This is a genomic window from Pedobacter sp. Leaf41, assembly GCF_001422545.1.
Lineage (GTDB): Bacteria > Bacteroidota > Bacteroidia > Sphingobacteriales > Sphingobacteriaceae > Pedobacter.
This window is the reverse complement of sequence record NZ_LMLE01000013.1, coordinates 55011-77159: the sequence shown is the minus strand read 5'-3', so window position 1 is coordinate 77159 and position 22149 is coordinate 55011. Positions and strand designations below refer to the sequence as shown.

21 protein-coding genes are annotated in these 22149 nt (G+C 37.2%); 5 read left to right on the top strand and 16 right to left on the bottom strand.

Features of this window, described 5'->3' with window-relative positions; all coding sequences use genetic code 11:
* Positions 1-7: 7 nt before the first annotated feature.
* The 3 genes from ASE92_RS20415 to recJ form a co-directional block, all read right to left on the bottom strand.
* Complete coding sequence (locus ASE92_RS20415; protein ID WP_056851975.1) at positions 8-1531, bottom strand: GH3 auxin-responsive promoter family protein; 1524 nt, start codon at positions 1529-1531, stop codon at positions 8-10.
* Positions 1532-1680: 149 nt separating this feature from the next.
* Positions 1681-2421, bottom strand: coding sequence for an LPS export ABC transporter ATP-binding protein (lptB, locus tag ASE92_RS20410; RefSeq protein WP_056851974.1), 741 nt, complete (start codon positions 2419-2421; stop codon positions 1681-1683).
* Between the two features lie 172 nt (positions 2422-2593).
* Complete coding sequence (gene recJ, locus ASE92_RS20405; protein ID WP_056851973.1) at positions 2594-4297, bottom strand: single-stranded-DNA-specific exonuclease RecJ; 1704 nt, start codon at positions 4295-4297, stop codon at positions 2594-2596.
* 52 nt (positions 4298-4349) lie between these two features.
* Between recJ and ASE92_RS20400 the strand changes: the two genes are divergently transcribed.
* A complete protein-coding gene (locus ASE92_RS20400) occupies positions 4350-5114 on the top strand; it encodes an MBL fold metallo-hydrolase (protein ID WP_157255806.1) in 765 nt (254 codons plus the stop codon).
* A 479-nt stretch (positions 5115-5593) separates the two neighbouring features.
* Here the strand turns inward: ASE92_RS20400 and ASE92_RS20395 are convergent, their stop codons facing one another.
* Together ASE92_RS20395 and ASE92_RS20390 are read right to left on the bottom strand one after the other, a co-directional pair.
* A complete protein-coding gene (locus ASE92_RS20395) occupies positions 5594-6181 on the bottom strand; it encodes a YceI family protein (protein WP_029286450.1) in 588 nt (195 codons plus the stop codon).
* 149 nt (positions 6182-6330) lie between these two features.
* Positions 6331-7404, bottom strand: coding sequence for a serine hydrolase (locus ASE92_RS20390; RefSeq protein ID WP_056851971.1), 1074 nt, complete (start codon positions 7402-7404; stop codon positions 6331-6333).
* Between the two features lie 116 nt (positions 7405-7520).
* Between ASE92_RS20390 and ASE92_RS20385 the strand changes: the two genes are divergently transcribed.
* Positions 7521-7883 carry a glyoxalase gene (locus ASE92_RS20385; RefSeq protein WP_056851970.1) on the top strand — a complete coding sequence of 121 codons (363 nt, stop codon included), beginning with the start codon at positions 7521-7523 and terminating at the stop codon, positions 7881-7883.
* A gap of 104 nt (positions 7884-7987) precedes the next feature.
* Here ASE92_RS20385 and ASE92_RS20380 read toward each other — a convergent pair whose 3' ends face one another.
* The 5 genes from ASE92_RS20380 to ASE92_RS20360 form a co-directional block, all read right to left on the bottom strand.
* Complete coding sequence (locus tag ASE92_RS20380; protein WP_056852022.1) at positions 7988-8635, bottom strand: hypothetical protein; 648 nt, start codon at positions 8633-8635, stop codon at positions 7988-7990.
* A gap of 232 nt (positions 8636-8867) precedes the next feature.
* Positions 8868-11744: an aminomethyl-transferring glycine dehydrogenase gene (gcvP, locus tag ASE92_RS20375; protein ID WP_056851969.1), complete on the bottom strand. Its 2877-nt coding sequence runs from the start codon at positions 11742-11744 to the stop codon at positions 8868-8870.
* 496 nt (positions 11745-12240) lie between these two features.
* Positions 12241-12804, bottom strand: a complete 564-nt coding sequence (locus tag ASE92_RS20370) for a hypothetical protein (RefSeq protein WP_056851968.1) — start codon at positions 12802-12804, stop codon at positions 12241-12243.
* A 147-nt stretch (positions 12805-12951) separates the two neighbouring features.
* Entirely contained in the window at positions 12952-13842 is an 891-nt protein-coding gene (locus tag ASE92_RS20365; protein ID WP_056851967.1) for a DMT family transporter, read from the bottom strand.
* 141 nt (positions 13843-13983) lie between these two features.
* Positions 13984-14700 (bottom strand): pyridoxine 5'-phosphate synthase, encoded by a 717-nt coding sequence (locus ASE92_RS20360; RefSeq protein ID WP_056851966.1) that lies wholly within the window; start codon positions 14698-14700, stop codon positions 13984-13986.
* Positions 14701-14784: 84 nt separating this feature from the next.
* Between ASE92_RS20360 and ASE92_RS20355 the strand changes: the two genes are divergently transcribed.
* Both ASE92_RS20355 and ASE92_RS20350 read left to right on the top strand, forming a co-directional pair.
* A complete protein-coding gene (locus tag ASE92_RS20355; RefSeq protein WP_056851965.1) occupies positions 14785-16425 on the top strand; it encodes a glycosyltransferase family 39 protein in 1641 nt (546 codons plus the stop codon).
* A gap of 1 nt (position 16426) precedes the next feature.
* Positions 16427-16807: a GtrA family protein gene (locus ASE92_RS20350; RefSeq protein ID WP_056851964.1), complete on the top strand. Its 381-nt coding sequence runs from the start codon at positions 16427-16429 to the stop codon at positions 16805-16807.
* Here ASE92_RS20350 and ASE92_RS21245 read toward each other — a convergent pair.
* Positions 16800-16952, bottom strand: a complete 153-nt coding sequence (locus ASE92_RS21245; RefSeq protein WP_157255805.1) for a hypothetical protein — start codon at positions 16950-16952, stop codon at positions 16800-16802. The genes ASE92_RS20350 and ASE92_RS21245 overlap by 8 nt on opposite strands.
* Positions 16953-16982: 30 nt before the next feature.
* Between ASE92_RS21245 and ASE92_RS20345 the strand changes: the two genes are divergently transcribed.
* On the top strand, positions 16983-17963 hold the full coding sequence (locus ASE92_RS20345; protein ID WP_056851963.1) for a hypothetical protein: 981 nt from the start codon (positions 16983-16985) through the stop codon (positions 17961-17963).
* Between the two features lie 3 nt (positions 17964-17966).
* Here the strand turns inward: ASE92_RS20345 and ASE92_RS20340 are convergent, their stop codons facing one another.
* The 5 genes from ASE92_RS20340 to ASE92_RS20320 all read right to left on the bottom strand — a co-directional run bounded on the left by ASE92_RS20340 (position 17967) and on the right by ASE92_RS20320 (position 22102).
* Positions 17967-18188, bottom strand: a complete 222-nt coding sequence (locus tag ASE92_RS20340; protein WP_056851962.1) for a VF530 family DNA-binding protein — start codon at positions 18186-18188, stop codon at positions 17967-17969.
* Between the two features lie 25 nt (positions 18189-18213).
* Positions 18214-18819, bottom strand: a complete 606-nt coding sequence (locus ASE92_RS20335) for a trans-aconitate 2-methyltransferase (RefSeq protein ID WP_056852021.1) — start codon at positions 18817-18819, stop codon at positions 18214-18216.
* 56 nt (positions 18820-18875) lie between these two features.
* On the bottom strand, positions 18876-20849 hold the full coding sequence (locus ASE92_RS20330) for a M1 family metallopeptidase (protein WP_056851961.1): 1974 nt from the start codon (positions 20847-20849) through the stop codon (positions 18876-18878).
* A 96-nt stretch (positions 20850-20945) separates the two neighbouring features.
* On the bottom strand, positions 20946-21686 hold the full coding sequence (locus ASE92_RS20325; protein WP_056851960.1) for a carboxypeptidase-like regulatory domain-containing protein: 741 nt from the start codon (positions 21684-21686) through the stop codon (positions 20946-20948).
* Between the two features lie 68 nt (positions 21687-21754).
* A complete protein-coding gene (locus tag ASE92_RS20320) occupies positions 21755-22102 on the bottom strand; it encodes a Spx/MgsR family RNA polymerase-binding regulatory protein (protein ID WP_056851959.1) in 348 nt (115 codons plus the stop codon).
* Positions 22103-22149 lie beyond the last annotated feature (47 nt).

The following is a 22149-nucleotide window of genomic DNA, read 5'->3' as shown; positions in this document are numbered from 1 at the left end:
TTTTTTTTTAGGCAGCTGATGCGTTCATCATCTCAAGAATATCGTCAATATATTTTCGCTCATTCGCCAAACGCGGAACCTTATGCTGGCCGCCCAATTTATCACGGCTTTTTAACCAATTATAAAAGGTATTGGCTGGAGCATTATGCACTGTAGGCCTACACAAAGCCATATCTTTAAATCGTTTGGCATCATAATCAGAATTTACCTCCCGCAAGGTATTATCCATTACATTGATAAACTTTTCGAAGTCGTTTGGTTGTTTATCAAACTCGATAATCCATTCGTGTCCTCCAGCTTTTTCGCCTTCAAAATAAATAGGACCGGCAGTGTAATCCTTAATTTCGGCACCAGTGGCAAGGCAAGCCTTTGTTAAGGCCTGTTCAGCATTATCTATAATTACTTCTTCGCCAAAAGCATTTATAAAATGTTTCGTACGGCCGGTAATTTTTATCCGATAAGGAGAAAGTGAAGTGAACTGAATCGTGTCGCCAATCATATACCGCCACAAACCACCATTCGTTGAAATGATAATCGCATAATTTTTATGCAATTCAACTTCACCCAATAAAAGTGCTTTTGGATTATCTTCGCCAATGTTTTCCAGCGGAACAAACTCATAAAAAATGCCATAATCAAGCATTAACAGCATTTCATCAGAATCGTCCTGGTCCTGGATTCCAAAAAAACCTTCAGAAGCATTGTAGGTTTCCAGATAGTACATCTCACTCGATGGAATAAGCTGTTTAAACTGCTCACGATAGGGAGCAAAGTTTACGGCACCATGGATGTAAACTTCCAGGTTTGGCCATACTTCCAATAAATTATTCTTGCCGGTAAGTTCTAAAACCTTCTTTGCCAAAACAATGGTCCAGGTTGGTACGCCCGAAATACTGGTTACATTTTCGTGGATAGTAGCCTCTGCCATCCTATCCATTTTTACTTCGTAGTTATCCATCAATGCGATAGACATATCGGGAGTGCGGTAAAACTCGGCCCAGATGGGAAGGTTTTTAATCAGCACTGCTGATAAATCGCCATAAAAACAGTCTTCGTTGAGTTGATTTACCTGATGACTGCCGCCTAATACTAAACCTTTACCAGTAAACATTTGATTGTCTGGGCGATTATTGCAGTAGATGGAAAGCATGTCTTTACCACCTTTGAAGTGGCACTCTTCCAAACTTTCTGCCGAAACCGGAATGAATTTACTTCTATCGCTTGTAGTTCCTGATGACTTGGCAAACCATTTGATATCTGATGGCCACAAAATATTTTGTTCTCCAGCCAGCATTCTTTCAATAAATGGCTTTAATGTATCATAGTTTTGAATGGGAACCCGCTCCTGATATTGTTGAGGGGTTAAAATAGATTTGTAATCATATAACTTGCCCCATTCAGTATTTTCTGCACTATCAATTAAAGTTTGAAACCACTCCTGTTGAACATCGTGTGGATATTTCATAAAAAGCTCGATCTGATGGATCCGCTTTTTCATTAACCAGGTAAAAATTGAATTTACGATTGCCATGATTTATTTTTTTACCACAGATAAACACAGATCTGGCAATAAACCAGAATTATCATCAATTCTCAAAATGCTCTTATTTGGGCTCATTTTATTTACAATGGATTTCAAATATTAAAAATGTGTCTATCCTATATCTCTGCAATTAATATTTAAACATCAAATTTCTTGCGTTTTAATACGAAGTTAGACCCTAAATATACCTTCCTTACCATTTCGTTTTCTGCCAAAACCTCCGGAACACCTTGCTCTAAAATTTTTCCCTCGAAAAGCAAATAGGCCCTATCAGTAATGGAAAGTGTTTCCTGAACATTATGGTCGGTTATTAGTATACCAATATTTTTATGTTTTAGTTTTGCAACAATGCTTTGAATTTCTTCTACAGCAATTGGATCTACCCCAGCAAATGGTTCATCTAAAAGAATAAAGTTCGGGTTTGCCGCTAAAGCACGGGCAATTTCAGTCCTTCTGCGCTCCCCTCCTGATAATAAATCACCTCTGTTTTTCCGAACCTTATGTAAGCTAAACTCATTGATCAATTCTTCCAGCTTGTCTCTCTGTTCTTCTTTGGTTAGGTTACTCATTTCTAAAATAGCGAGAATATTATCTTCAACAGTTAGCTTTCGAAAAACAGAAGCTTCCTGGGCTAAATAACCGATGCCTTTCTGTGCCCTGCGGTACATGGCATCTTCCGTAATATCTTCATCCTCCAAAAAAATGCGGCCTTCATTTGGCTTAATCAACCCTACAATCATGTAAAAAGAAGTCGTTTTACCGGCACCATTCGGGCCAAGCAAACCCACAATTTCCCCCTGACTCACATTAAATGAAACATCGTTTACAACAGTGCGTTGCTTGTATTTTTTTACCAAATTTTCGGCTCTTAATATCATTTTTTATCGATTTTTAGATAAAAGAACAAAGATCAATGAATAAAGACTGGGTTGTTCATTCCTCATCCTTAAGTCTTGTCTTTTTTCTTTGATCTTTACTTTTTATCCTTTACGCTTTGCTCCTTTGTCCTTGCTCTTTTATCCTTGTTCTTTGATCCCTGCTCCTTTATCTTTATTCCTTTATCTTTATCCCTTTAATATTGAGCTGTAAACGTCTCTTTTCTCTCCACACATTTTCTTCTATGGTATAACAAACAGAAAATGGCACTTTTGGTTGTAAGAGATTTTGAAATTCAGCCAGACCAAAACCAATGCCTTCAAAAATAAGTGAATTCTGTTGCTTTATATTCATTTTGAGGTGGTTTGCACCTACTGCCATTGCAGCCCGATCTAAGTATACATTATGTGTAACAAAAATCGGCGCCATGTTTTCAGGTCCGAATGGACCCATTTGCGCCAATACACGATAAAATTTACCATCGATTTGAGCAAGATTTATTTCCGCATCAATCTTTATCATCGGTGTTAACAATTCATCGGTGATACTTGAAGAAACAATTTCCTCAAATTTATCGGCAAAAGCGGTAACATTTTGCTCCTGCATGGTTAAGCCAGCTGCAAATTTATGACCACCATATTGGTCGAGTAAATCAGCGCAGCCACTTAACGCTTCATACAAATCGAAGCCTACAATCGATCGGCAAGAACCTGCCACATGTCCGTTTGATTTGGTTAATACAATGGTTGGGCGGTAATATTTCTCTGTTAACCGCGAAGCTACAATGCCAATAACCCCTTTATGCCAATTTTCGTTAAATACAACAGTGGTTTTTCGGTTAATAAGCACTTCGCTCTTCCCTATTAAAGCCAATGCTTCCCGAGTAATATCCTGATCGTATGTTTTGCGTTCTGTATTTTTCAGATTTATTAATTCACTCTGCTCTGAAGAATTTCCATCTACCTGGCAAAGCAACATCGCTACGGCATGTTTTGCATGGTCTATACGGCCGGCGGCATTTATCCGCGGACCCAAAGTAAATACCACATCCGTGATGGTGTAATTTTCAGTTTTACCCGAAACCTCCATTAAAGCCCTTAAGCCCTCGCATGGATTAGTATTTAATTTTTTTAACCCATAATACGCTAAAATTCTATTTTCGCCAACTACTGGAACAATATCTGCGGCAATGCTTACCATTACCAAATCAAGATATTGCAAATAGGTTTCTGTTGGAAGATGATGTTTTTGAGCATAGGCTTGCGCCAGTTTGAAGCCGATTCCGCAGCCTGCCAATTCTTTAAACGGATACTCACAATCCAATCTTTTAGGATCTAAAACTGCTACTGCCTTTGGCAATTCATCACCAGGTAAATGGTGATCACAAATGATAAAATCGATTCCTAAGTCATTTGCATAATCAACCTTATCGATGGATTTTATACCACAATCTAAAGCAATAATCAGAGAAAATCCGTTTTCATTCGCATAATCGATACCCGCAGTAGAAATTCCATAACCCTCTAAATAACGATCTGGAATGTAGTATTCGATATTTGAGGTAATTTCAGAAAAGAAGCTGAAAGCAAGAGCTACCGATGTCGTTCCATCAACATCATAATCACCATAGATCAGAATTTTTTCGTGAGTTGCTAATGCATTTTCGATTCTTTCGATGGCTTTACCCATATCTTTCATCAAGAATGGATCGTGAAGTTGATTTAAATCAGGCCTGAAAAAATACTTTGCCTGGTCAAAATCACAAACATTGCGTTGAACTAAAATTTGTGAAAGTGATTGATCTATATTGAGTTGTTCTGCTAATTTCTTTACCGTGTCATCATTACAATTTGATGTCAGCACCCATCTTTTTTCCATTATATTTGTTTCCGAACAGTAAATATACTTTTTTAATTTAAATCTCTACATTTTGCAAGTTCATACCTTATTCGAAGGCACCTATTCTGTAGATGCCTCAAAAAAATTCGTACCGTTTGATTCATCCATTCACAATTATAAAGATCGCCCGGCTTCTTTGTTTATCAACGTCCAACCTTTTCTGGTAGAACTTAAGAATGATCTAGTTCTTTTTGATACCGGTTTAGGTTTCAGTGATGACCATGGCGAACTGATTTTACACAAAAACATCCGGAATGCCGGGTTTGACCCAACAGATGTTACCAAGGTTTTGATGTCGCATTTGCATTACGATCACTCTGGTGGAATGATTCACAAATTAGGTGATCAAACGGAGCTCAGTTTTCCGGATGCAGAATATGTGATCAATCGTGGCGAATGGGAAACTGCTTTTAGTAGCACATCAAGCTCTTACCACACCGATATTTTCGAATACCTGCAACGTAATGCACAGTTGAAGTTTGTAGAAGGCGATGGAAATCTGGATGAAACCATTGCATTTGAATTTACAGGTGCGCATTGCCCAAACCACCAGGTTTTTCTATTAACTGAGGGGAATCAGAAAGTTTTTTTTGGAGGCGATGTATTGCCAGAACCTGGCGAATTAATCAAAAACTTCATTGCCAAATACGATTTCGATGGCCGCAAAGCGATGGAATTACGAAAGGAATTTGGAAAAAGAGCTGCTGATGAAAACTGGGAATGTTTATTTTACCACAGTAAAGATCAGGCTACGGGTTTTGTTGATGAAATTGACGGCGGGTTCAGGATAAGATAATTGAATTTTCACCCGTTGGTTGAAGCCAACGGCAATGAATGTAAGTCGAAAAAACAAGTCACAGGAAAAGCTTAAAAGCTAAAGTAAAAAGATTAAAGCTGGCAAAACCGCTTGGCAATGAATTTCATTTAATTCAGTTTTAACTGACGGGAAATAAATAAAGCAACCAAGGCTTTAACCAAATCCTGCAGTTTGAAAGTCTTTGTTTCTTGTAGCCCATTAAGTACCTAAACCCGACAGCAGCGAAAATACTTTTATTTAAACCTATAAGTTTGAAAAAGATTGCAGCGAATGGCGGGAATAAACTTTAATAATTATACCGCAATTGCTTTCCAAAATCAAGATAGAATTCATAAAAAGTCTACTACAGGCGTACAAGGATTGCTTCATACTTCGCTATGACAACACAAAAAAAGGTCCCGATAAAATCGAGACCTTTCTTTTTTCAGCCATCCTTCTCAGGGGAGGGTTGGGAGGTTTTATTTCTTAGCTACTAATTTCACGCCGATTTCGAAGTTATCATCAATTGCTTTGTCGCCAATGCTATCGAAGAAAGATTTCGAACCATAACGAATGTCATATTTAGTTCTATCCACTAAAATTTTACCAGCTAAAGCAGAAACAGTACCATCAGCATTCACCGCAACTGTAGCTGGGAAACTTACTGGTTTAGTAATTCCTTTTATGGTTAAATTACCTGTAACCGTTAATGAAGCACCAGAACCAGCTACTTTAGTAATTACGAAAGTTGAAGTTGGGAATTTTGCTGTTCCGAAGAAATCATCTGCTTTTAAGTGACCTTCTAATTTTGCGCTACCATCAGCATCTTTGATAGAATTCATATCAATTGTGAAAGTTCCGCCAGTTACTTTTTTACCATCAACATTTAAAGTTCCTGATTGTAAAGCGATTGTTCCATTATGTGAACCAGTTACCTTTTTACCAATCCAAGTGATGGTAGATTTTGCCGGATCAACAGTATAAGCTACTGGTTTAACAGGGCTTTTAAAAGCTGACAATGATACAACTGCCACTAATAAAAAGATTGAAGAGATTTTTAATTTCATGTTTGGTTTTTTTTAATTGTGATACAAAGATATAATTAAGGCTCATCCTTTATGATTGACCTATGTTAAGTTTTTTCAAAAATAAAAGATTTATTCATAATCATTCTATGGACACCATATTATTGCTGTGGTTTAATTAAACTTGAAGCTTATTTTTTATTTAACGTTTTTAAAGCCAGCCCGGCTATATCTTTAACCACTTGTGTAGGCGAATTACAATCGCAATTGCTTAAACCAAGTACATAAATATCCTGATCGGGGATATATACCCCCATTGTTTTAAATCCAAATATGCTACCACCATGTTCTCTGGTAGCTATTCCATCAATATCTTTTAAATGCCAGCCGTAACCATAATTAAATGGTTCACCATTATTTAATTTATACTTTGTAAATGCTTTTTTAATGGTTTCGGGTTTCAAGAGTACATCCTTGTTTAAGGCATTTTGCCAAAGCAGCATATCATCTACAGTAGACATTAAAGCACCTGATGAAAAAGGAATACTAAAGCTAATAGCGGTTTTATTAACATAGCCTGTTGTTTTCTGCTGATAACCATAAGCCCGATTTTTGATAATAGCCGTATCAGAGGCATACCGTGAATGTTTCATAGCAATCTTTTGAAAAATATTTTTGTTGATGTAGTTTTCATAGGTATCACCAGAAACCAATTCAATAAGATATCCAAGGATCACATAACCCGAATTATTATACTCAAACTTTTCTCCAGGATTAAAATCTACAGGCTCATTTTTAAAAAAATCGACCATCTGTTTGGGAGACAGGTTTTGTTGCGCAATCTGATTGAGGGATTTCATTTTAGTAAAATCCTTTATACCAGAAGTGTGGGTAAGCAAATGATGAACTGTAATCTTATCTCCCATAGGGTAGTCTGGAATGTAGGTTGAAATAGGTTTTTGCAAATCCATTTTCCCTTGTTCAACTAACATTAAGATGGCTATGGCTGTAAATTGTTTCGTCATTGAACCCAACTGAAATACATTTTGGGGTGCCATTTTAACATCTAACTCAATATTTGCATTACCGAAGGCTTTTTGATAAACGGGTTTGCCATTTTTGGCCACCATGAATACACCTCCGGGTCCGTTTTTGTCTTTAAAGATTTGGCTAAGTAAACTATCTACTTTAACTTCAAAGGTTTGTGCCTGACTAAAGCTGAAACTAATGGCTGTTACTATGAATAACGTAAGTATTTTTTTCATTTAAATTTTATTTGCAGTATCAGACGACATTTCTTAATCTTGGGTTACAATCGATATTAATATGATTGATACTGCGTTGCAAGAAATAACAATGTTTTTAATCTAAAATTGACCAAATGAACAAACAGGTAAAATCAATACGTCCCTTTATTGGGGCTAAAGATTTCGAAACATCTAGAAATTTTTATAGAGATTTAGGATTTGATGAAGCTACTTTAGGCGATCAAATGTCAGTTTTTACTATGGGCAATCTGTCTTTTTATTTGCAAAATGCATATGTAAAAGATTGGATTGATAACACCATGATCTTTATGGAAGTTGAGAACGTTGAAGAATTCTACAACGAGCTTATTAAACTGGATTTACCAAATAAATATGAGAATGTAAAACTGAGTACCATCCGAAATGAGGATTGGGGCAGTGAATGTTTCCTTCATGATCCATCTGGGATATTATGGCATTTTGGAACGTTTAAATAATAAGGATAAGTCATCGGATGAATATATACATCATGCAGATATCCACCCGATGAAGATCATTTAGGGCAAAAAAACAGCAGTTCTATGAGAATAAATTAAATATTTTAATTTTTCAATTTTATGTTTACCGTTTCTCCATCTGTTTTAACTTCAACAAACGTTTCTAAAAAATCATTATAGTTTTTAGCATAAGCGTTTTGCTTGTAATAATCTGTTTTTCCATAAGCATTATATCCACTCCCAGTATATTCTTTATCATTATAACTCAGATCATAATTAACGTTCGCAAACAAATAATACTTACCAGGCTTCATATTGGGGAAAGTAAATTCACCGGAACTATTGGTAATCGCTTCTAAACGCAAACGAAATGCCCGATCAGCCATGTACACATATTTATTATTTTTTGGGTTATTCTTGCTTTTATCTTTCCAAAGTTTATAATATTCTTCAAAATAAGGTGTTACCGGGAAAAGTTGAATCTTAACTTTTCCAGCTAAAATTTTCTTTGGGGGATTATTTGCCCCATAAGTACCTCTTGGGCGTGTAAAAGCTACCCCAGTTATTTTCCCTTTTCCTTCTGTTAAAGCATTTCGAGTTTGTACGGAATCGAATTTTATAGAAGGATAAGTAATAATTTCAGTAGCTTTTCTTTTAATTGCTTCCTTCTCTGCCTTTTCAGGTTCTACATATTGTGCACGAATGCAATTACAGCTTACAATTAGTGCCATTAGGCAAATCATTTTTTTCATCGTCAAAATTGTTTTATGCATCCTAATAATTACAAACCACATACCAGCCTAAAAAAGGTTCAAATTTCTGGAGAATTCATTTCCAAAAAAAAATCTGCAAGCTTTATGAAAATGAATTCACAAAACTTGCAGATAAATTTATTTAATTAAGATTGCTTCGTACCGCGCCAGAAAGAATTAGGCTTTAGAAAGAAAAAACCTTAAACCTTCCGACTTTATACCCTCAGCCTTTTTAAGGCACTATTTCTTCTAAATAACTTTCAACCGGCGGACAAGCACAAATTAATGATCTATCGCCATGGCTATCATTTACCCGACCAACCGATGGCCAGAACTTGCGCTCTAATACATACGGAAGTGGAAATGCAGCAGTTTGACGACTGTAGGCGTGTTCCCAATCATTGGCGGTAATTACCGCAACAGTGTGAGGAGCATTTTTCAGTGGATTATCAACCTTATCAAAAGTCAAATTTTCTACCTGGTCTATTTCCTTTTTAATCGCAATTAGAGCATCACAAAAACGGTCTAATTCATGTTTAGGCTCCGATTCTGTAGGCTCAACCATTAAAGTACCTGCAACGGGGAATGAAACTGTTGGCGCATGGAAACCATAATCCATTAAACGTTTCGCAATATCCGTAACCTCAATTCCGAAGGCTTTAAATGAGCGACAATCTAAAATCATCTCGTGTGCACAACGACCCTGAGCACCTGAATAAAGCACTGGGTAGTGTTGCTCTAAACGAGCTTTCATATAATTTGCGTTTAAGATCGCATATTTAGTGGCATTAGTTAAGCCTTCCGACCCCATCATGGCAATATAAGCATGCGAGATAATCAAAATTGAAGCTGAGCCCCATGGTGCAGATGATACTGCAGAAATTGATTTTCCTTTATCAATATCAACCACAGCGTGGCCTGGAAGATAAGGAACTAAATGTTTCGCCACACCGATTGGGCCCATTCCAGGACCTCCACCACCGTGAGGAATACAGAATGTTTTATGTAAGTTTAAGTGGCAAACATCAGCACCAATATTAGCTGGACTAGTCAAACCAACCTGTGCGTTCATGTTTGCACCATCCATGTATACCTGTCCGCCGTTAGCGTGGATGGTTTCACAAATTTCGATAATGCTTTCTTCGAATACACCGTGAGTTGATGGATAAGTCACCATCAAACAAGATAAATTGTCTTTATGTAACTCTGCTTTTGCTTTTAAGTCTTCAACATCGATGTTACCATTTTCTAAAGATTTTACAACAACGATTTTCATATCAGCCATTGCTGCAGAAGCAGGATTTGTACCGTGAGCAGATGCAGGAATTAGCGCAACGTTACGGTGGAAATCGCCTCTATCATGGTGATAAGCACGAATAACCATTAAACCCGCATATTCACCTTGAGCACCAGCATTTGGCTGTAAACTCATCGCTGCGAAACCAGTAATTTCACTTAACCATTTATCAAGCTCATTGAAAACCGAATAGTAACCCAAAACCTGATCTGCTGGAGCAAATGGGTGGATGCGACCAAAGTGAGACCAGGTTACCGGAATCATTTCTGCCGTAGCATTTAATTTCATGGTACAGCTACCCAAAGCAATCATCGAGTGGCAAAGCGATAAATCTTTCGCCTCTAATGATTTGATGTAACGCAACATTTCATGCTCTGAATGGTGAGAATTGAAAATTGGGTGACTTAAGTACACTGAAGTACGCTGTAAAGCTGATGGAATTACAGTTTCAACATTTTCGACAACCTCAACCTGATCAGCAGCAACCGCTTTTACTTTAGCGAAGATTTTAGCAATTAATGCAACATCTTCAAAAGTAGTAGTTTCATCGATAGAGATGGTAGCCACGTTACCCACATAATTTAAGTTGATTTCGTTATCTAAACAACCTGAATGAATGCCACCTTTTAAGTCGCCTAAATCGAAACGAATGGTATCGAAATAAGCTGAATTTAATTGCTCGTAACCTAAACTTTTTAAAGTTGACGCTAAACTAACCGCCAAACCATGCGTACGTTCTGCAATGGCTTTTAATCCTTTCGGACCGTGGTAAGCTGCATAAAAACCAGCCATAATGGCCAATAATGCTTGCGCCGTACAAATGTTCGAAGTTGCTTTATCTCTACGAATGTGTTGCTCGCGGGTTTGCAAAGCCATACGTAATGCGTAATCGCCGTGGCTATCGATGGTTACACCAATAATACGACCTGGAATTGAGCGTTTATATTCTTCTTTAGTTGCAAAAAATGCTGCGTGTGGACCGCCAAAACCCATCGGAATACCGAAACGTTGCGTTGTACCTACCACGATATCAGCACCCCATTCGCCTGGAGGCGTTAATAAGGTTAAGCTTAAAATATCAGCTGCAACCGTTAATTTAATATTTTGATTGTGTAATTCAGAAGCAAAGTTTTTGTAATCGAAAACTTCTCCATTACCTGCCGGATATTGAACAATCGCACCAAAAAAATCTTCGGTAGCTACGAAATCCAAGTGACTGCCGATGACTAATTCAATACCATAAGGATTAGCACGGGTTTTTAAAATATCTATCGTTTGAGGAAAAACTAAATCTGAAACGAAATATTTTTTTGCAGCTTGATTTTTACGCGTACTGTATTGCATAAACATCGCCTCTGCCGCAGCCGTACCTTCGTCTAAAAGCGATGCATTTGCAATTTCCATTCCGGTTAAATCGATTACCATCGTTTGGAAATTTAACAATGCCTGTAACCTACCTTGTGCAATTTCGGCCTGATATGGTGTATATTGCGTATACCATCCTGGATTTTCAAATACGTTACGTAAAATTACACCCGGGGTAATGGTATCATAATAACCCTGACCAATAAAGCTTTTAAAAACTTTATTCAACAATGAGGTTTGTTTTAAAGCACCCAGATATTCAGTTTCTGACTTCGCCGCAGGCAAATTTAATGGTTGTTTTAACCTAATTGCCGTCGGAACAGTTTGTTCAATCAGCTCATCAATAGAATTTACGCCAACAGCTTGCAACATTTCAGCAGTATCTGCCTCATTTGGTGCAATATGACGATTTTGAAAATCTTCCTTGTAGTGGATATTTAAGCTCATGCAGGTATGAATAATAATTTGCTGCAAAGGTAGGAAAAACGATATTGTATTTTGCTATATATCAGTGTAAAAAAGGTGTCTTATTTGCGCTTAAAGGCGACAAAATTGGTAGATTTTAAGTTTGTATTTAAAGACAAACGTTTGTTCATTTCAAGAAGAAATTTCATTTATTTGGAAAGCAGTAACGCTACAAAAATTAAAGTTTGTTGCCGCCATTTTCTACAATCTTTTTTAGGTTTCTGTTATGCTGAGGCACGAAGCATTTTTTTCATCGCTTGCAGATGCTTCATACCTGCAATTGACGTTTTTAAATTTCCGTCTTTGCGATCCCGATTCTTTATCGGGAGAAGCAGTCTAATTTCTTGAGTTATTTTCTTAAATGAGATTGCTTCGTGCCTCGCAAGGACGACCTTCGGCCAGCTCCGAAAGCTCGCGAGCCGAATTTATCTTGCAGTTCGGATGCTGAAATGAATTTGACTTATTACTTGATACCCCCTTACTTCTGCACTTTCCAACCTTCATCTTTACTCAACTTCAGCTTGTAAGTCTTCGTAATGAAGTTGCTGTTTTTATTGGCGTCTTTATCAAAAGGTTCAAAATCGGTAGTCACCATTTTTAAGGAAACGGTAACCTTCGCTGTGCTCGAATTTACCTGCTCAAAGTTAACCGGCTTTTCGTCTGCTAAAACGTAGGTAATGGCTTTAACAGTAGCTTTATCGGCATCTTGTTTCAAAACCAGTGGACTCGCTTTATCAGTTAAAGTTATTTGATATACGAAACTGCTATCTTTAGAAAGGAACTTCTTTTTCGCTTCTTTTAAATTCAAAGTTACTAATCCTTTACTTGCTAATGATTTGTATTTCCCTAACTCAAACATTTCATTCGTGCTGTTAAACTTAATTTCTCCAAAGTTGAAACGAATGGTTTTATACTCAGGGTTGGCTTTTAAGTAATCTGTAATCACTTCTCCCGCCTCATCCTGATTGATGGTTGTTTTAGTTTTACATCCGGCGAAGCCGATAATTAGAAAAGAGAGAATATAAAGAATTTGCTTTTTCATGTTTTTGTTTTTGCTTTTTAAAGGTATTTATTTTTTTATTCTAACCGCGAAGAACACTAAGTTTTTCGCAAAGGAAGAGAAGTAAAAATTTGAGCACCCAAATTAGTAATCTTTGTGCCCTGTCTTTGCTTCCTTTGCGGTAAAACATCAACGTTTCTTCAAATACTTCAAATTGGGCAACACCATTGCCGATAAGATGACACACACGCCTACCCAACGTAAAAATGAAACTTGTTCTTGCAATACAAAGCCTGCCATCATTACCGCAACAGGCAATTCTGCTGCGCTTAAAATTGAGCTCAACGCTGTCCCAATGCGGGGAACACCTTCAGCATAAAATAACGGTGGAATTACTGTTCCGAAAACGGCAATAATTAGCCCCCATTTAAGTAAAGTTCCGTTTAATGCGCCATTAAATAGAAATGCAGGCGGAAACAGAATAAAGATTAAGATACATGCTCCAGTAATCATTAACGCACTTTTCTGCAGTGGTGGATATTCGTTTCCGATTCTTCCACTTAACATTAAAAAGCCTGCATAACAAATCGCAGCAAGCAAACCAAAGCCAATGCCTTTGTAGCTCAAACTTGAAATAGTTGTTTCTAACATACCACTTGCTAAAACTGTTCCACCCAAAACCAAAAGGATCGCTAAAAACTGTAATCCCGACGGCTTCTTTTTGTATATGATAAACTCCAGTAAAATACTCATCCAAATAAATTGCATGAGCAAAATGATAGCCACTGAGTTTGGCACAAGTTTAACTGACTGATAATAGAAAATACTTACTAAGCCCGTACAGATTCCAGCCAGAATCATTTTCCACTTGGGTGTAATTAGCTTTACTTTTTGTGTCTTATACTTTGAAGTTCTGCTTTGAAAGAAAAACAAAACCCAAAGAATTACTGCGCCAAAAAAAGCCTGAGCACCGGTAACATCGCCGAGAGAATATCCATCGTGGTATGCGAGTTTTACAAAAGTAGAAAGGATACCGAAACTGCAGGCACCAAAAAAAACAAGGAGAATTCCTTTTAACATGTTACGGGTTATGGGTTACGGGTTACGGGTTACGGGTTACGGGTTACGGGTTACGGGTTTAGAAATAATTTTGAGTGAAGGTTTAATTTGTCAGGCATTTTTTTTTGCCGAGCCAGACAACTCAAAACCTTTAACTCGTAACTAAGCGAGTTGTTGTAAATATTTTTGAACTGTAGTTTCTAAACCCAAATAAAGCGCATCGCTGATGAGTGCATGACCAATAGAAACTTCCAATAAACCAGGAATGCTTTGGGCAAAATAATGAAGATTGTGCAAATCCAAATCATGTCCTGCATTTATTCCTAAACCTAATCTATTTGCGTGGTGTGCAGCGGCGATGTAGTTAACGATTGCTTTTTCTCTATCAGCGTAATAGTTATGAGCATAAGCCTCGGTGTATAATTCGATTCTATCTGTGCCCGTTTCTGCAGCTCCCTCAACCATTTCAACTACCGGATCGACAAAAATGGAAACGCGAATGTCTTCTTTTTGAAAAACCGAAACCATCTCTTTTAAATAATCCCTATTTTTTATCGTATCCCAACCGTGGTTAGAAGTAATTTGTCCTTCGGCATCTGGCACTAATGTAACTTGTGCAGGTTTATTAGCTAAAACGAGATCAACAAATTTATCTTCACGGCAATTGCCTTCAATATTAAATTCAGTGGCAATTACAGCTTTCAAATCGTAAACATCCTGATAACGAATATGGCGTTCATCTGGGCGTGGATGTACCGTAATCCCTTGTGCACCGAAACGTTCACAATCTAAGGCAACCTTCACTAAGTCAGGATTATTACCTCCGCGACTGTTCCTTAACGTAGCAATTTTATTGATGTTTACCGATAACTTTGTCATGCAACAAAGATAAGGCTTTGGCTTTGTTAATCTTTAAAGGTTCAAAAAAATTGACTTATTTTTACTCATATTTGCTTTCAGTAAATGAAATTGAAAGACATCAAGCTATATAAAATTCTAATCGGAATTATTACTGTAATCAGTTCGCTGGCACTCTTTGGTGGGATTATGGAACCAGATTCTGCGCTATATGCATCAATAGCCAAAAATATGGTTTTGCGTAATGATTGGATTAACATTTACGTTCGTGGTGCAGATTGGCTTGACAAACCACATTTAACTTTTTGGCTGGCAGCAGCCTCTTTCAAAATTCTCGGCATAAATGCCTTTGCTTATAAGCTGCCTTCGTTTTTGTTTGGGTTGCTTGGAGCCGGTTATCTGTATAAGTTGGCGAAAGATATTTATAACCATAAAACGGGCTTAATAAGTGCGTTAATCTTTCTAAGTTCTTTACACATCTTAATATCAACTTTTGATGTAAGGGCCGAAGTTTACATTACAACATTTACTTTGGCAGCCATTTACCATTATTACAAAGCGCAATCAGGGTCTTTCTGGCATATCGTTTTAGGTTCATTCTTCGCAGCATGCGCCATTATGATCAAAGGAATCTTTGTTTTGATTCCGGTTTTTGGTGGTTTTATCCTTTATTGGGTCATCACCAAACAATATAAAGAGTTATTAAAACTGAAATGGTGGCTTGCGATAGTGCTAATTCTAGTTTTTATTATTCCCGAACTTTACACCTTGTATGTTCAGTTTGATTTGCATCCAGAAAAAATTGTATTTGGAAAAACCGGAGTTTCAGGATTAAAATTCTTTTTCTGGGACAGTCAGTTTGGTCGCTTTTTTAATAACGGACCAATAAAAGGCAAAGGCGATATATCATTTTTCTTGCACACCACCATTTGGGCTTTTTTACCTTGGTCTATCTTACTTTATACTGCGGTAATTAATCTTTTCAAAAAGAAAAACAGAGTTACTTTGCCGCCAGAAAGCATTATAATCTGGACAAGTGCGGCCATCACTTTTCTGCTATTTTCACTGTCCAAATTTCAATTACCGCATTATATATTGATTATTTTACCGCAATTTGCCGTGATCACCGCTCTGTATTTACAGAAACTAGAAGGGAAAAGTCTGAAAATATTTTTCATCGCTCAAACGGTTTTGGCAGTTTTAATTGTAGTGATATTAATCTGCGTTTCGATATTTTTCAAATTCGAATACTTCTCTGTTGCAAACGCGATGCTAAGTGTTTTGCTATTTTTATCCGTATTATTTTTTAGAGGATTAAAAATTGAAACCATCATTGCCAGAAGTAGCATGATTTCTATCAGCTTGATGATTTTTCTTTCAGGTTTCTTTTATCCTGCTTTACTCAAATATGAATCGGGAATGGAAGCGGGCATTTGGTTAAAGGAAAACCACCCGAATGCTAAACCAGCAGTATTGATGTATCCTGATGCTTACTCTTTCGATTTCTATGCGAATGGAGAGCCCCAGTATTTTTGGGATTTTGAGACATTGAACAAGCATAAGAGGGATAAGAACATGGTGATCTATGTTTGGGAGCCAGAAATGGAGCGATTGAAAAAGGATTACAATACGCAAATCCTCAAATCATTTGAATACTTTCACATCACAAAACTGACGGGAAAGTTTATTAATGCTAAAACACGCCCTCAGGTTTTAGAACGTTTTTATCTGGTAAGAATACAATAGCATGGAGTTATTTTTTCGCATTCTGAAATTTGGTGTAACGGGCTTGCTTGGAATGGCAATTGATTTCGGCGTGACCTGGCTTTGCAAAGAGAAAATTAAAATAAATAAATACGTGGCCAATGCGCTAGGTTTCATTTTCGCTGTAACCAACAATTATTTAATTAATCGCGTTTGGACTTTTCAAAGCACCAACATCCACTGGGGAACCGAGTTTAGCAAATTTACTGTGGTAAGTATAATCGGATTGGCATTAAATACCGGTATTATATATCTTTTCCATCAACGTAAAAACGGCACAAACTTTTACGTGGCTAAGTTTTTTGCTATCGCGATTGTTTTTGTTTGGAATTTTATCGCCAACCTGATGTTTACTTTTAGGTAACGTTTTTGCCGATAAAATAGAATACCACTAGCCAGATTAATCCTTTTATCAGGAAGAATAAAAACCCGATTAAGCCCACACGCTTAAACCATAATTTTAGTTTTTCTTTGTTCATGGCGATGTGGTAAAGATAAAATTTTTGCATTAAATTAGAAAGATTTTAAATAAGCAAAAGATGAAACGCTTCAGGTTCTTTTATTTCATTATTTCTGTTCTTCTTCTCAGCACCAGTTCGAGTTTGGGTCAAAACTTTAAATCGATTAAGAAATACAAATTAGATTATCTTGTTGCGAATAAGGGTACTGAAAAACTAATTGGCATTCGGAATTTTGAGAATGATGGGCAACAATATTTATTGCTTGTTAATCCGCAGACGCTTGATAGCAAAGTTGACCGCGCTTCAAATTATGTTATAAGTAGAACACCATGGGCACAGATCTTAACCGAATTTAAAACCAGCCCATACGTAAAATCTTTAACAGCGGCTGCCGCGAAAGATTTTCAAATACAAGATGCAGGCATCGATAATGCCCTACCAAGAGAACAAGGAATAACATTAACGATTGACCTTTGTCCCTCTCACAAACCCTTAGACAGAATTATTTTTCAATCGGTATTTGATGAATTTAAAAAGATAGAACAGCCAGCGCCTCTGGCCATTTCGGTTTCGGGGAAATGGATGTTAAAACACCAGGACGACCTAAATTGGCTGAAAGATTTGGTCAACCAAAAAGACTTAGATATCACCTGGATAAATCATTCTTATAATCATGATGTAAATAACCTTCCTTTGGCCGAAAACTTTCTACTTGCACCTGGTACCGACCTGGATACAGAGGTTTTAGAGAATGAAAAACTCATGCTCAAAAACGGGCTGACACCTTCTATTTTTTTCCGTTTTCCAGGTTTAGTTTCTGATAGAAGTATTGTGCAAAAAATTGAAGCTTATGGTTTAATCCCAATTGGAAGCGATGCCTGGTTAGCAAAAGGACAACAAGCAAATAATGGAAGTATTGTGCTTATCCATGGTAATGGAAATGAAGAGCTTGGTGTTAAAGACTTTCTGGAGCTATTGAAAACGAAAAAGGAAGAAGTTACCAGCAAACAATGGCTGTTGTTTGATTTGAGAAAAGGATTGCAAAAAGCATATGAGTAAGTGCTATTTATGAAAAGTATCTAAAAACAAATCTTCGACTTTTTTACGAGCCCAAGACATTCTACGCAAAAAGTTGAGGCTTGATTTAATGCTTTGATTGTTGTTAAAACAGTCGATTCTAATTAGCGACCCTAACTGCTCCCACCCATAATGCGCCTGCAAATCAGTTACGATTTTCTCAAGAGTGATTCCGTGAAGAGGATTATTTTTCTGTTGATCGACCATGTACAAAGCTAAATAAATTATAAAACTATTGCGGATTAAATTGTGCGAGCCAAACCGTTGCATTGCCGCATGAAGGATCATTTACGGTTTGATTTAAAATTTTAAATTGGTTTTTAACCAGCAAGTTATGGTATTCGTCGGTATCGAGCGAAGCATGGAAAAGATTTTCGCCACCATTTATTCCCCACGCCTCTCCTCTTTTTGTGCCCGAGGTAAATAAAATTATTCCATTTGGAAGGAGATGATTGGCAAATATCTCAAACATTTTCGGCTGATCCTCCGCTGGTAAATGAAAAAAACTATTCCAGGCAATAATTGCATTAAATCTGGTTTCAAGTTTAAGCTTGCGCATATCTTGAAAGAGAAATTCTTCTGCCGGAAAATTTTGTTTAGCCAATGTCAACATTTTTTCACTTGCATCAACACCTGTTACCATAAACCCTGATTGCAGGAAATATTCCATAATGGGTTTTCCGTTTCCACAGCCTAAATCTAGCAGGCTTGCACCCTTTGGTATCAACTCAATAACTGTATCCAGATAAGGTTTCTCCATTAAATTACGAGGTCTGTTTTCCGCAAACCAATCAGCAATTTTATTATAAACTTGAAAAACGTTCTCTTTTTTATTCATCACCATAAAAATAAAAGCCCTTAAATTTGCATTTAAGGGCTTTCGAAAACTGAATATTACTTTCCTGCGGTCCAGGTATTATTGTCAGGATTCGAATCTGGTAAAACCTTATTTGGATCTAAGGTAACTGATACTATTTCTTCAGTGGTTGGGAACCGCACCAACCACGAGGTATTTTTCATCCAAACATCAACAGGTACTTTTACAATACTTTTCTTACCACTTTTAGTTTCTACCTGAAGGATAATTGGCATTGGCATTTTTTCCAAATTATTTACACGGATAGAATATCCTGATAAGTTTCCATCTTGTTTAATTTCCTCAACCGAACCAATGGCCTGATCCATTTTCCAGCTATTTAAAAACCAACTTCTCCAGAACCAAGCTAAATCCTCTCCTGCAGCATTTTCCATCGAGCGGAAAAAATCATAAGGAGTTGGGTGCTTGTAAGCCCAGTTTTTAATGTATTGACGAAACGCATAATCGAATCGGTCCTCACCTAAAATCTCATTTCTCAAAATATCTAGTCCCCATCCTGGTTTAGAGTATAAGTTAATGCCAATATTAGCCTCTGTCATTCCATCAGGCATTTGCATAATATTTTCATACTTAGGATTACCAATGTAGCTTTTTCCTATAAAATTCATGTTAGTTGGGCGGCCAATATATTCTCCATTATTGAAGTTTTTAGCCGAAATGCCGTTGATAAAAGTATTGAAACCTTCATCCATCCAACCGAATTTGCGTTCGTTTGACCCAACAATCATCGGGAACCAGGTATGACCAAATTCGTGATCGATTACGCCCCAGGCACTGCCTTTTTTAGCCTTCCAACCACAAAAAACAATCCCTGGATACTCCATACCACCAATATTTGTAGCAACGTTAACTGCCATTGGATAAGGATATTCGAACCATTGTTTAGAATAATGTTCGATACTGGCTTTAACATATTCTACCCCGCGGCCATAACCATCAGCTCCATTACTTTCTACAGGTTGCGCAGAAACCGCTAATGATTTTTTTCCACTTGGTAAGTTGATACGAGCAGCATCTAAAACAAAAGCTTTTGATGAAGCCCAGGCCGCGTCGCGGGCATTTAAAATTCTAAACTTCCAGGTTAATTTATCTTTCGCCGGACGAGATTTAGGATCGGTAACCTCTGCCTCAGAACGGATGTGAACTGTTGCATCGCTATTTTTTGCAGCATTCCATCTTTGCAATTGTTGTGCTGTAAAAACTTCTTGTGGGTTTAAGAGTTCTCCAGACGCCATTAAAATGTGGCTTGCTGGTGCTGTTAAAGCCATAGTAATATCGCCATATTCGCAGTAAAATTCTCCACCGCCCCAATATGGTAAAGTATTCCAGCCAATTACATCATCGTAAACACACATGCGTGGAAACCATTGTGCAATGGCATAAATCTCGCCGTTTTTAGTAGTTAAATGACCAGTTCTATCCGATCCTTCTTTCGGAACAGTATAAGAATAGTCCATTTTAATAGTTACCACATCGCCATTGGCAGCCATCGGCTGATCCAAACGAATCTGCATACGGGTGTCTTCAACAATAGAAGTGAACTTTACTGCCGCAGCTTTTTGAGATACACTTACATTTTGAATCTTGTAACCTCCGTCAAATTTTTCGCCTTGGGCACCATACCGACTACGGGCTGGAGTAACTTGTTTGCCACGAGAATCTTCCTTAAATGTGTTCTGATCTAATTGTAACCATAAATACGGTAACTTATCCGGACTGTTATTTTTATAGGTTATGGTAACTGTTCCGGTAATCAAACTTTTTGCTTCGTCCAAATTGGCTGTAATGTTATAATCAACGCGATTTTGCCAATACTTTGGCCCTGGGATTCCCATTGCTGAACGAAACTCGTTTCCGTTTTGAGTGTAAAACAAAGGCCCGAAAGCTTCAGCAGGATTGTAATTTGTGGCAGGAGCGGTTTGCTGAGCATTTGCCGAAATAACAAAAGCGCAACAAACAACACACAAAGTGAATAATTTATTAATTTTCATGAGTTTAATAAGTTGTTATTTGATCGTAAAGATAAAAAATAACCACATATAGCGCTATATGTGGTTATAATATTGATACATGAAAGTATTATCGAACTAATTTGGCTTTAACTTCGGCAAATCTTGTAGTTTTCTTTGTTGAGGAGTTAATTTTTGCCAAGCAACAAAGGCTTTTGAGATGTGATAATCATATCTGAAAGGTCGTTCTGCTTTAACAGACTCTATTGACGGCCTATAAATGATCATAAAATGTTTGAGATCTTCGCCTTGAAGCTTTGTTAAATCGGTAATTGTTTTCTCACTAAATCCAGCGTCAATTTCTTCCTGGTACATTTCTTTCTCTTCTAACTCGGCTTCTTTTCTTTGCTCCCGCTTGTATTTTCCGTAACCAAGATTCAGATTTAGACCACCAACTTTATCTTTCATGCGCTTTCTACCTAAATTACCGCCGGTATTAAGTAGCGTGTATTTTTCTGCCAATGGGTCTTTTGCATCTGTAATCTGGCTATTCATTCTCACCCCTTTTACATCAACATCCATTAGGCTGGTCGATTTTACCGGAAGATAAATGCTTCTATTCAACAAGCTGGTTAAGTAAAGAGTATCGGTATGGTAACCAACGGCAGAAAACTCAATCAAATCTCCTACAGAAGCAGGAATGGTGTACTTACCCGTACTTGAGGTGGTGGTTACTTTTTTGCTATTTAAATTTCTAACAGAAACACCGGGTAAAGTGAGCGATTTTTTATTGTAATCGAATACAGTACCAGTGGTAACAGTTTGCGCAAAAACACCAATAGGAAGGGCAATTAAAAGAAAAATAATCAGCTTATACATATATCAAAAGTAAGTATTAAAATGTTTCAAAGCTTTATTTAACAAACTTTAACACTATAACAACTGGATTAGCCAAGTGTTTGCTCATAGCGATCCTCATCAAAAGAAATTAATATTGCTTTACCGTCTTTCTCTATAATCGGGCGTTTAATTGCGCTGGTATTTTCCATTAGATAGGCGATCGCCTTATCTTGCGTATCAATCGCAGTTTGTTCTTCTTTCGACAATTTTTTCCAGGTTAATCCTTTTCTATTCAACACCGTTTCCCAACCGAAAGTATTGCTCCAAGAATTTAGCTTTTCGGCATTGATTCCTTTCTTTTTGAAATCATGAAATTCGAAATCAATTTGATGAGCCTTTAACCAATCGAGTGATTTTTTTACTGTATTACAATTTGGGATTCCGTAAACAATCATTTGCGTTCTAAATTTTAAGTGAAGTTGGAATGCCGAAGATAATAAAG

Excerpts from the sequence above, each read along its gene's own strand:
- recJ (WP_056851973.1), bottom strand. The coding sequence starts at position 4,297 with ATGGAAAAAAGATGGGTGCTGACATCAAATTGTAATGATGACACGGTA.
- gcvP (WP_056851969.1), bottom strand. The coding sequence starts at position 11,744 with ATGAGCTTAAATATCCACTACAAGGAAGATTTTCAAAATCGTCATATT.
- ASE92_RS20320 (WP_056851959.1), bottom strand. The coding sequence starts at position 22,102 with ATGATTGTTTACGGAATCCCAAATTGTAATACAGTAAAAAAATCACTC.
- lptB (WP_056851974.1), bottom strand. The coding sequence starts at position 2,421 with ATGATATTAAGAGCCGAAAATTTGGTAAAAAAATACAAGCAACGCACT.
- ASE92_RS20355 (WP_056851965.1), top strand. The coding sequence starts at position 14,785 with ATGAAATTGAAAGACATCAAGCTATATAAAATTCTAATCGGAATTATT.
- ASE92_RS20370 (WP_056851968.1), bottom strand. The coding sequence starts at position 12,804 with ATGAAAAAGCAAATTCTTTATATTCTCTCTTTTCTAATTATCGGCTTC.
- ASE92_RS20365 (WP_056851967.1), bottom strand. The coding sequence starts at position 13,842 with ATGTTAAAAGGAATTCTCCTTGTTTTTTTTGGTGCCTGCAGTTTCGGT.
- ASE92_RS20335 (WP_056852021.1), bottom strand. The coding sequence starts at position 18,819 with ATGAATAAAAAAGAGAACGTTTTTCAAGTTTATAATAAAATTGCTGAT.
- ASE92_RS20345 (WP_056851963.1), top strand. The coding sequence starts at position 16,983 with ATGAAACGCTTCAGGTTCTTTTATTTCATTATTTCTGTTCTTCTTCTC.
- ASE92_RS20330 (WP_056851961.1), bottom strand. The coding sequence starts at position 20,849 with ATGAAAATTAATAAATTATTCACTTTGTGTGTTGTTTGTTGCGCTTTT.
- ASE92_RS20395 (WP_029286450.1), bottom strand. The coding sequence starts at position 6,181 with ATGAAATTAAAAATCTCTTCAATCTTTTTATTAGTGGCAGTTGTATCA.
- ASE92_RS20350 (WP_056851964.1), top strand. The coding sequence starts at position 16,427 with ATGGAGTTATTTTTTCGCATTCTGAAATTTGGTGTAACGGGCTTGCTT.
- ASE92_RS20340 (WP_056851962.1), bottom strand. The coding sequence starts at position 18,188 with ATGGTCGATCAACAGAAAAATAATCCTCTTCACGGAATCACTCTTGAG.
- ASE92_RS20380 (WP_056852022.1), bottom strand. The coding sequence starts at position 8,635 with ATGAAAAAAATGATTTGCCTAATGGCACTAATTGTAAGCTGTAATTGC.
- ASE92_RS20385 (WP_056851970.1), top strand. The coding sequence starts at position 7,521 with ATGAACAAACAGGTAAAATCAATACGTCCCTTTATTGGGGCTAAAGAT.
- ASE92_RS20360 (WP_056851966.1), bottom strand. The coding sequence starts at position 14,700 with ATGACAAAGTTATCGGTAAACATCAATAAAATTGCTACGTTAAGGAAC.
- ASE92_RS20415 (WP_056851975.1), bottom strand. The coding sequence starts at position 1,531 with ATGGCAATCGTAAATTCAATTTTTACCTGGTTAATGAAAAAGCGGATC.
- ASE92_RS21245 (WP_157255805.1), bottom strand. The coding sequence starts at position 16,952 with ATGCAAAAATTTTATCTTTACCACATCGCCATGAACAAAGAAAAACTA.
- ASE92_RS20325 (WP_056851960.1), bottom strand. The coding sequence starts at position 21,686 with ATGTATAAGCTGATTATTTTTCTTTTAATTGCCCTTCCTATTGGTGTT.
- ASE92_RS20390 (WP_056851971.1), bottom strand. The coding sequence starts at position 7,404 with ATGAAAAAAATACTTACGTTATTCATAGTAACAGCCATTAGTTTCAGC.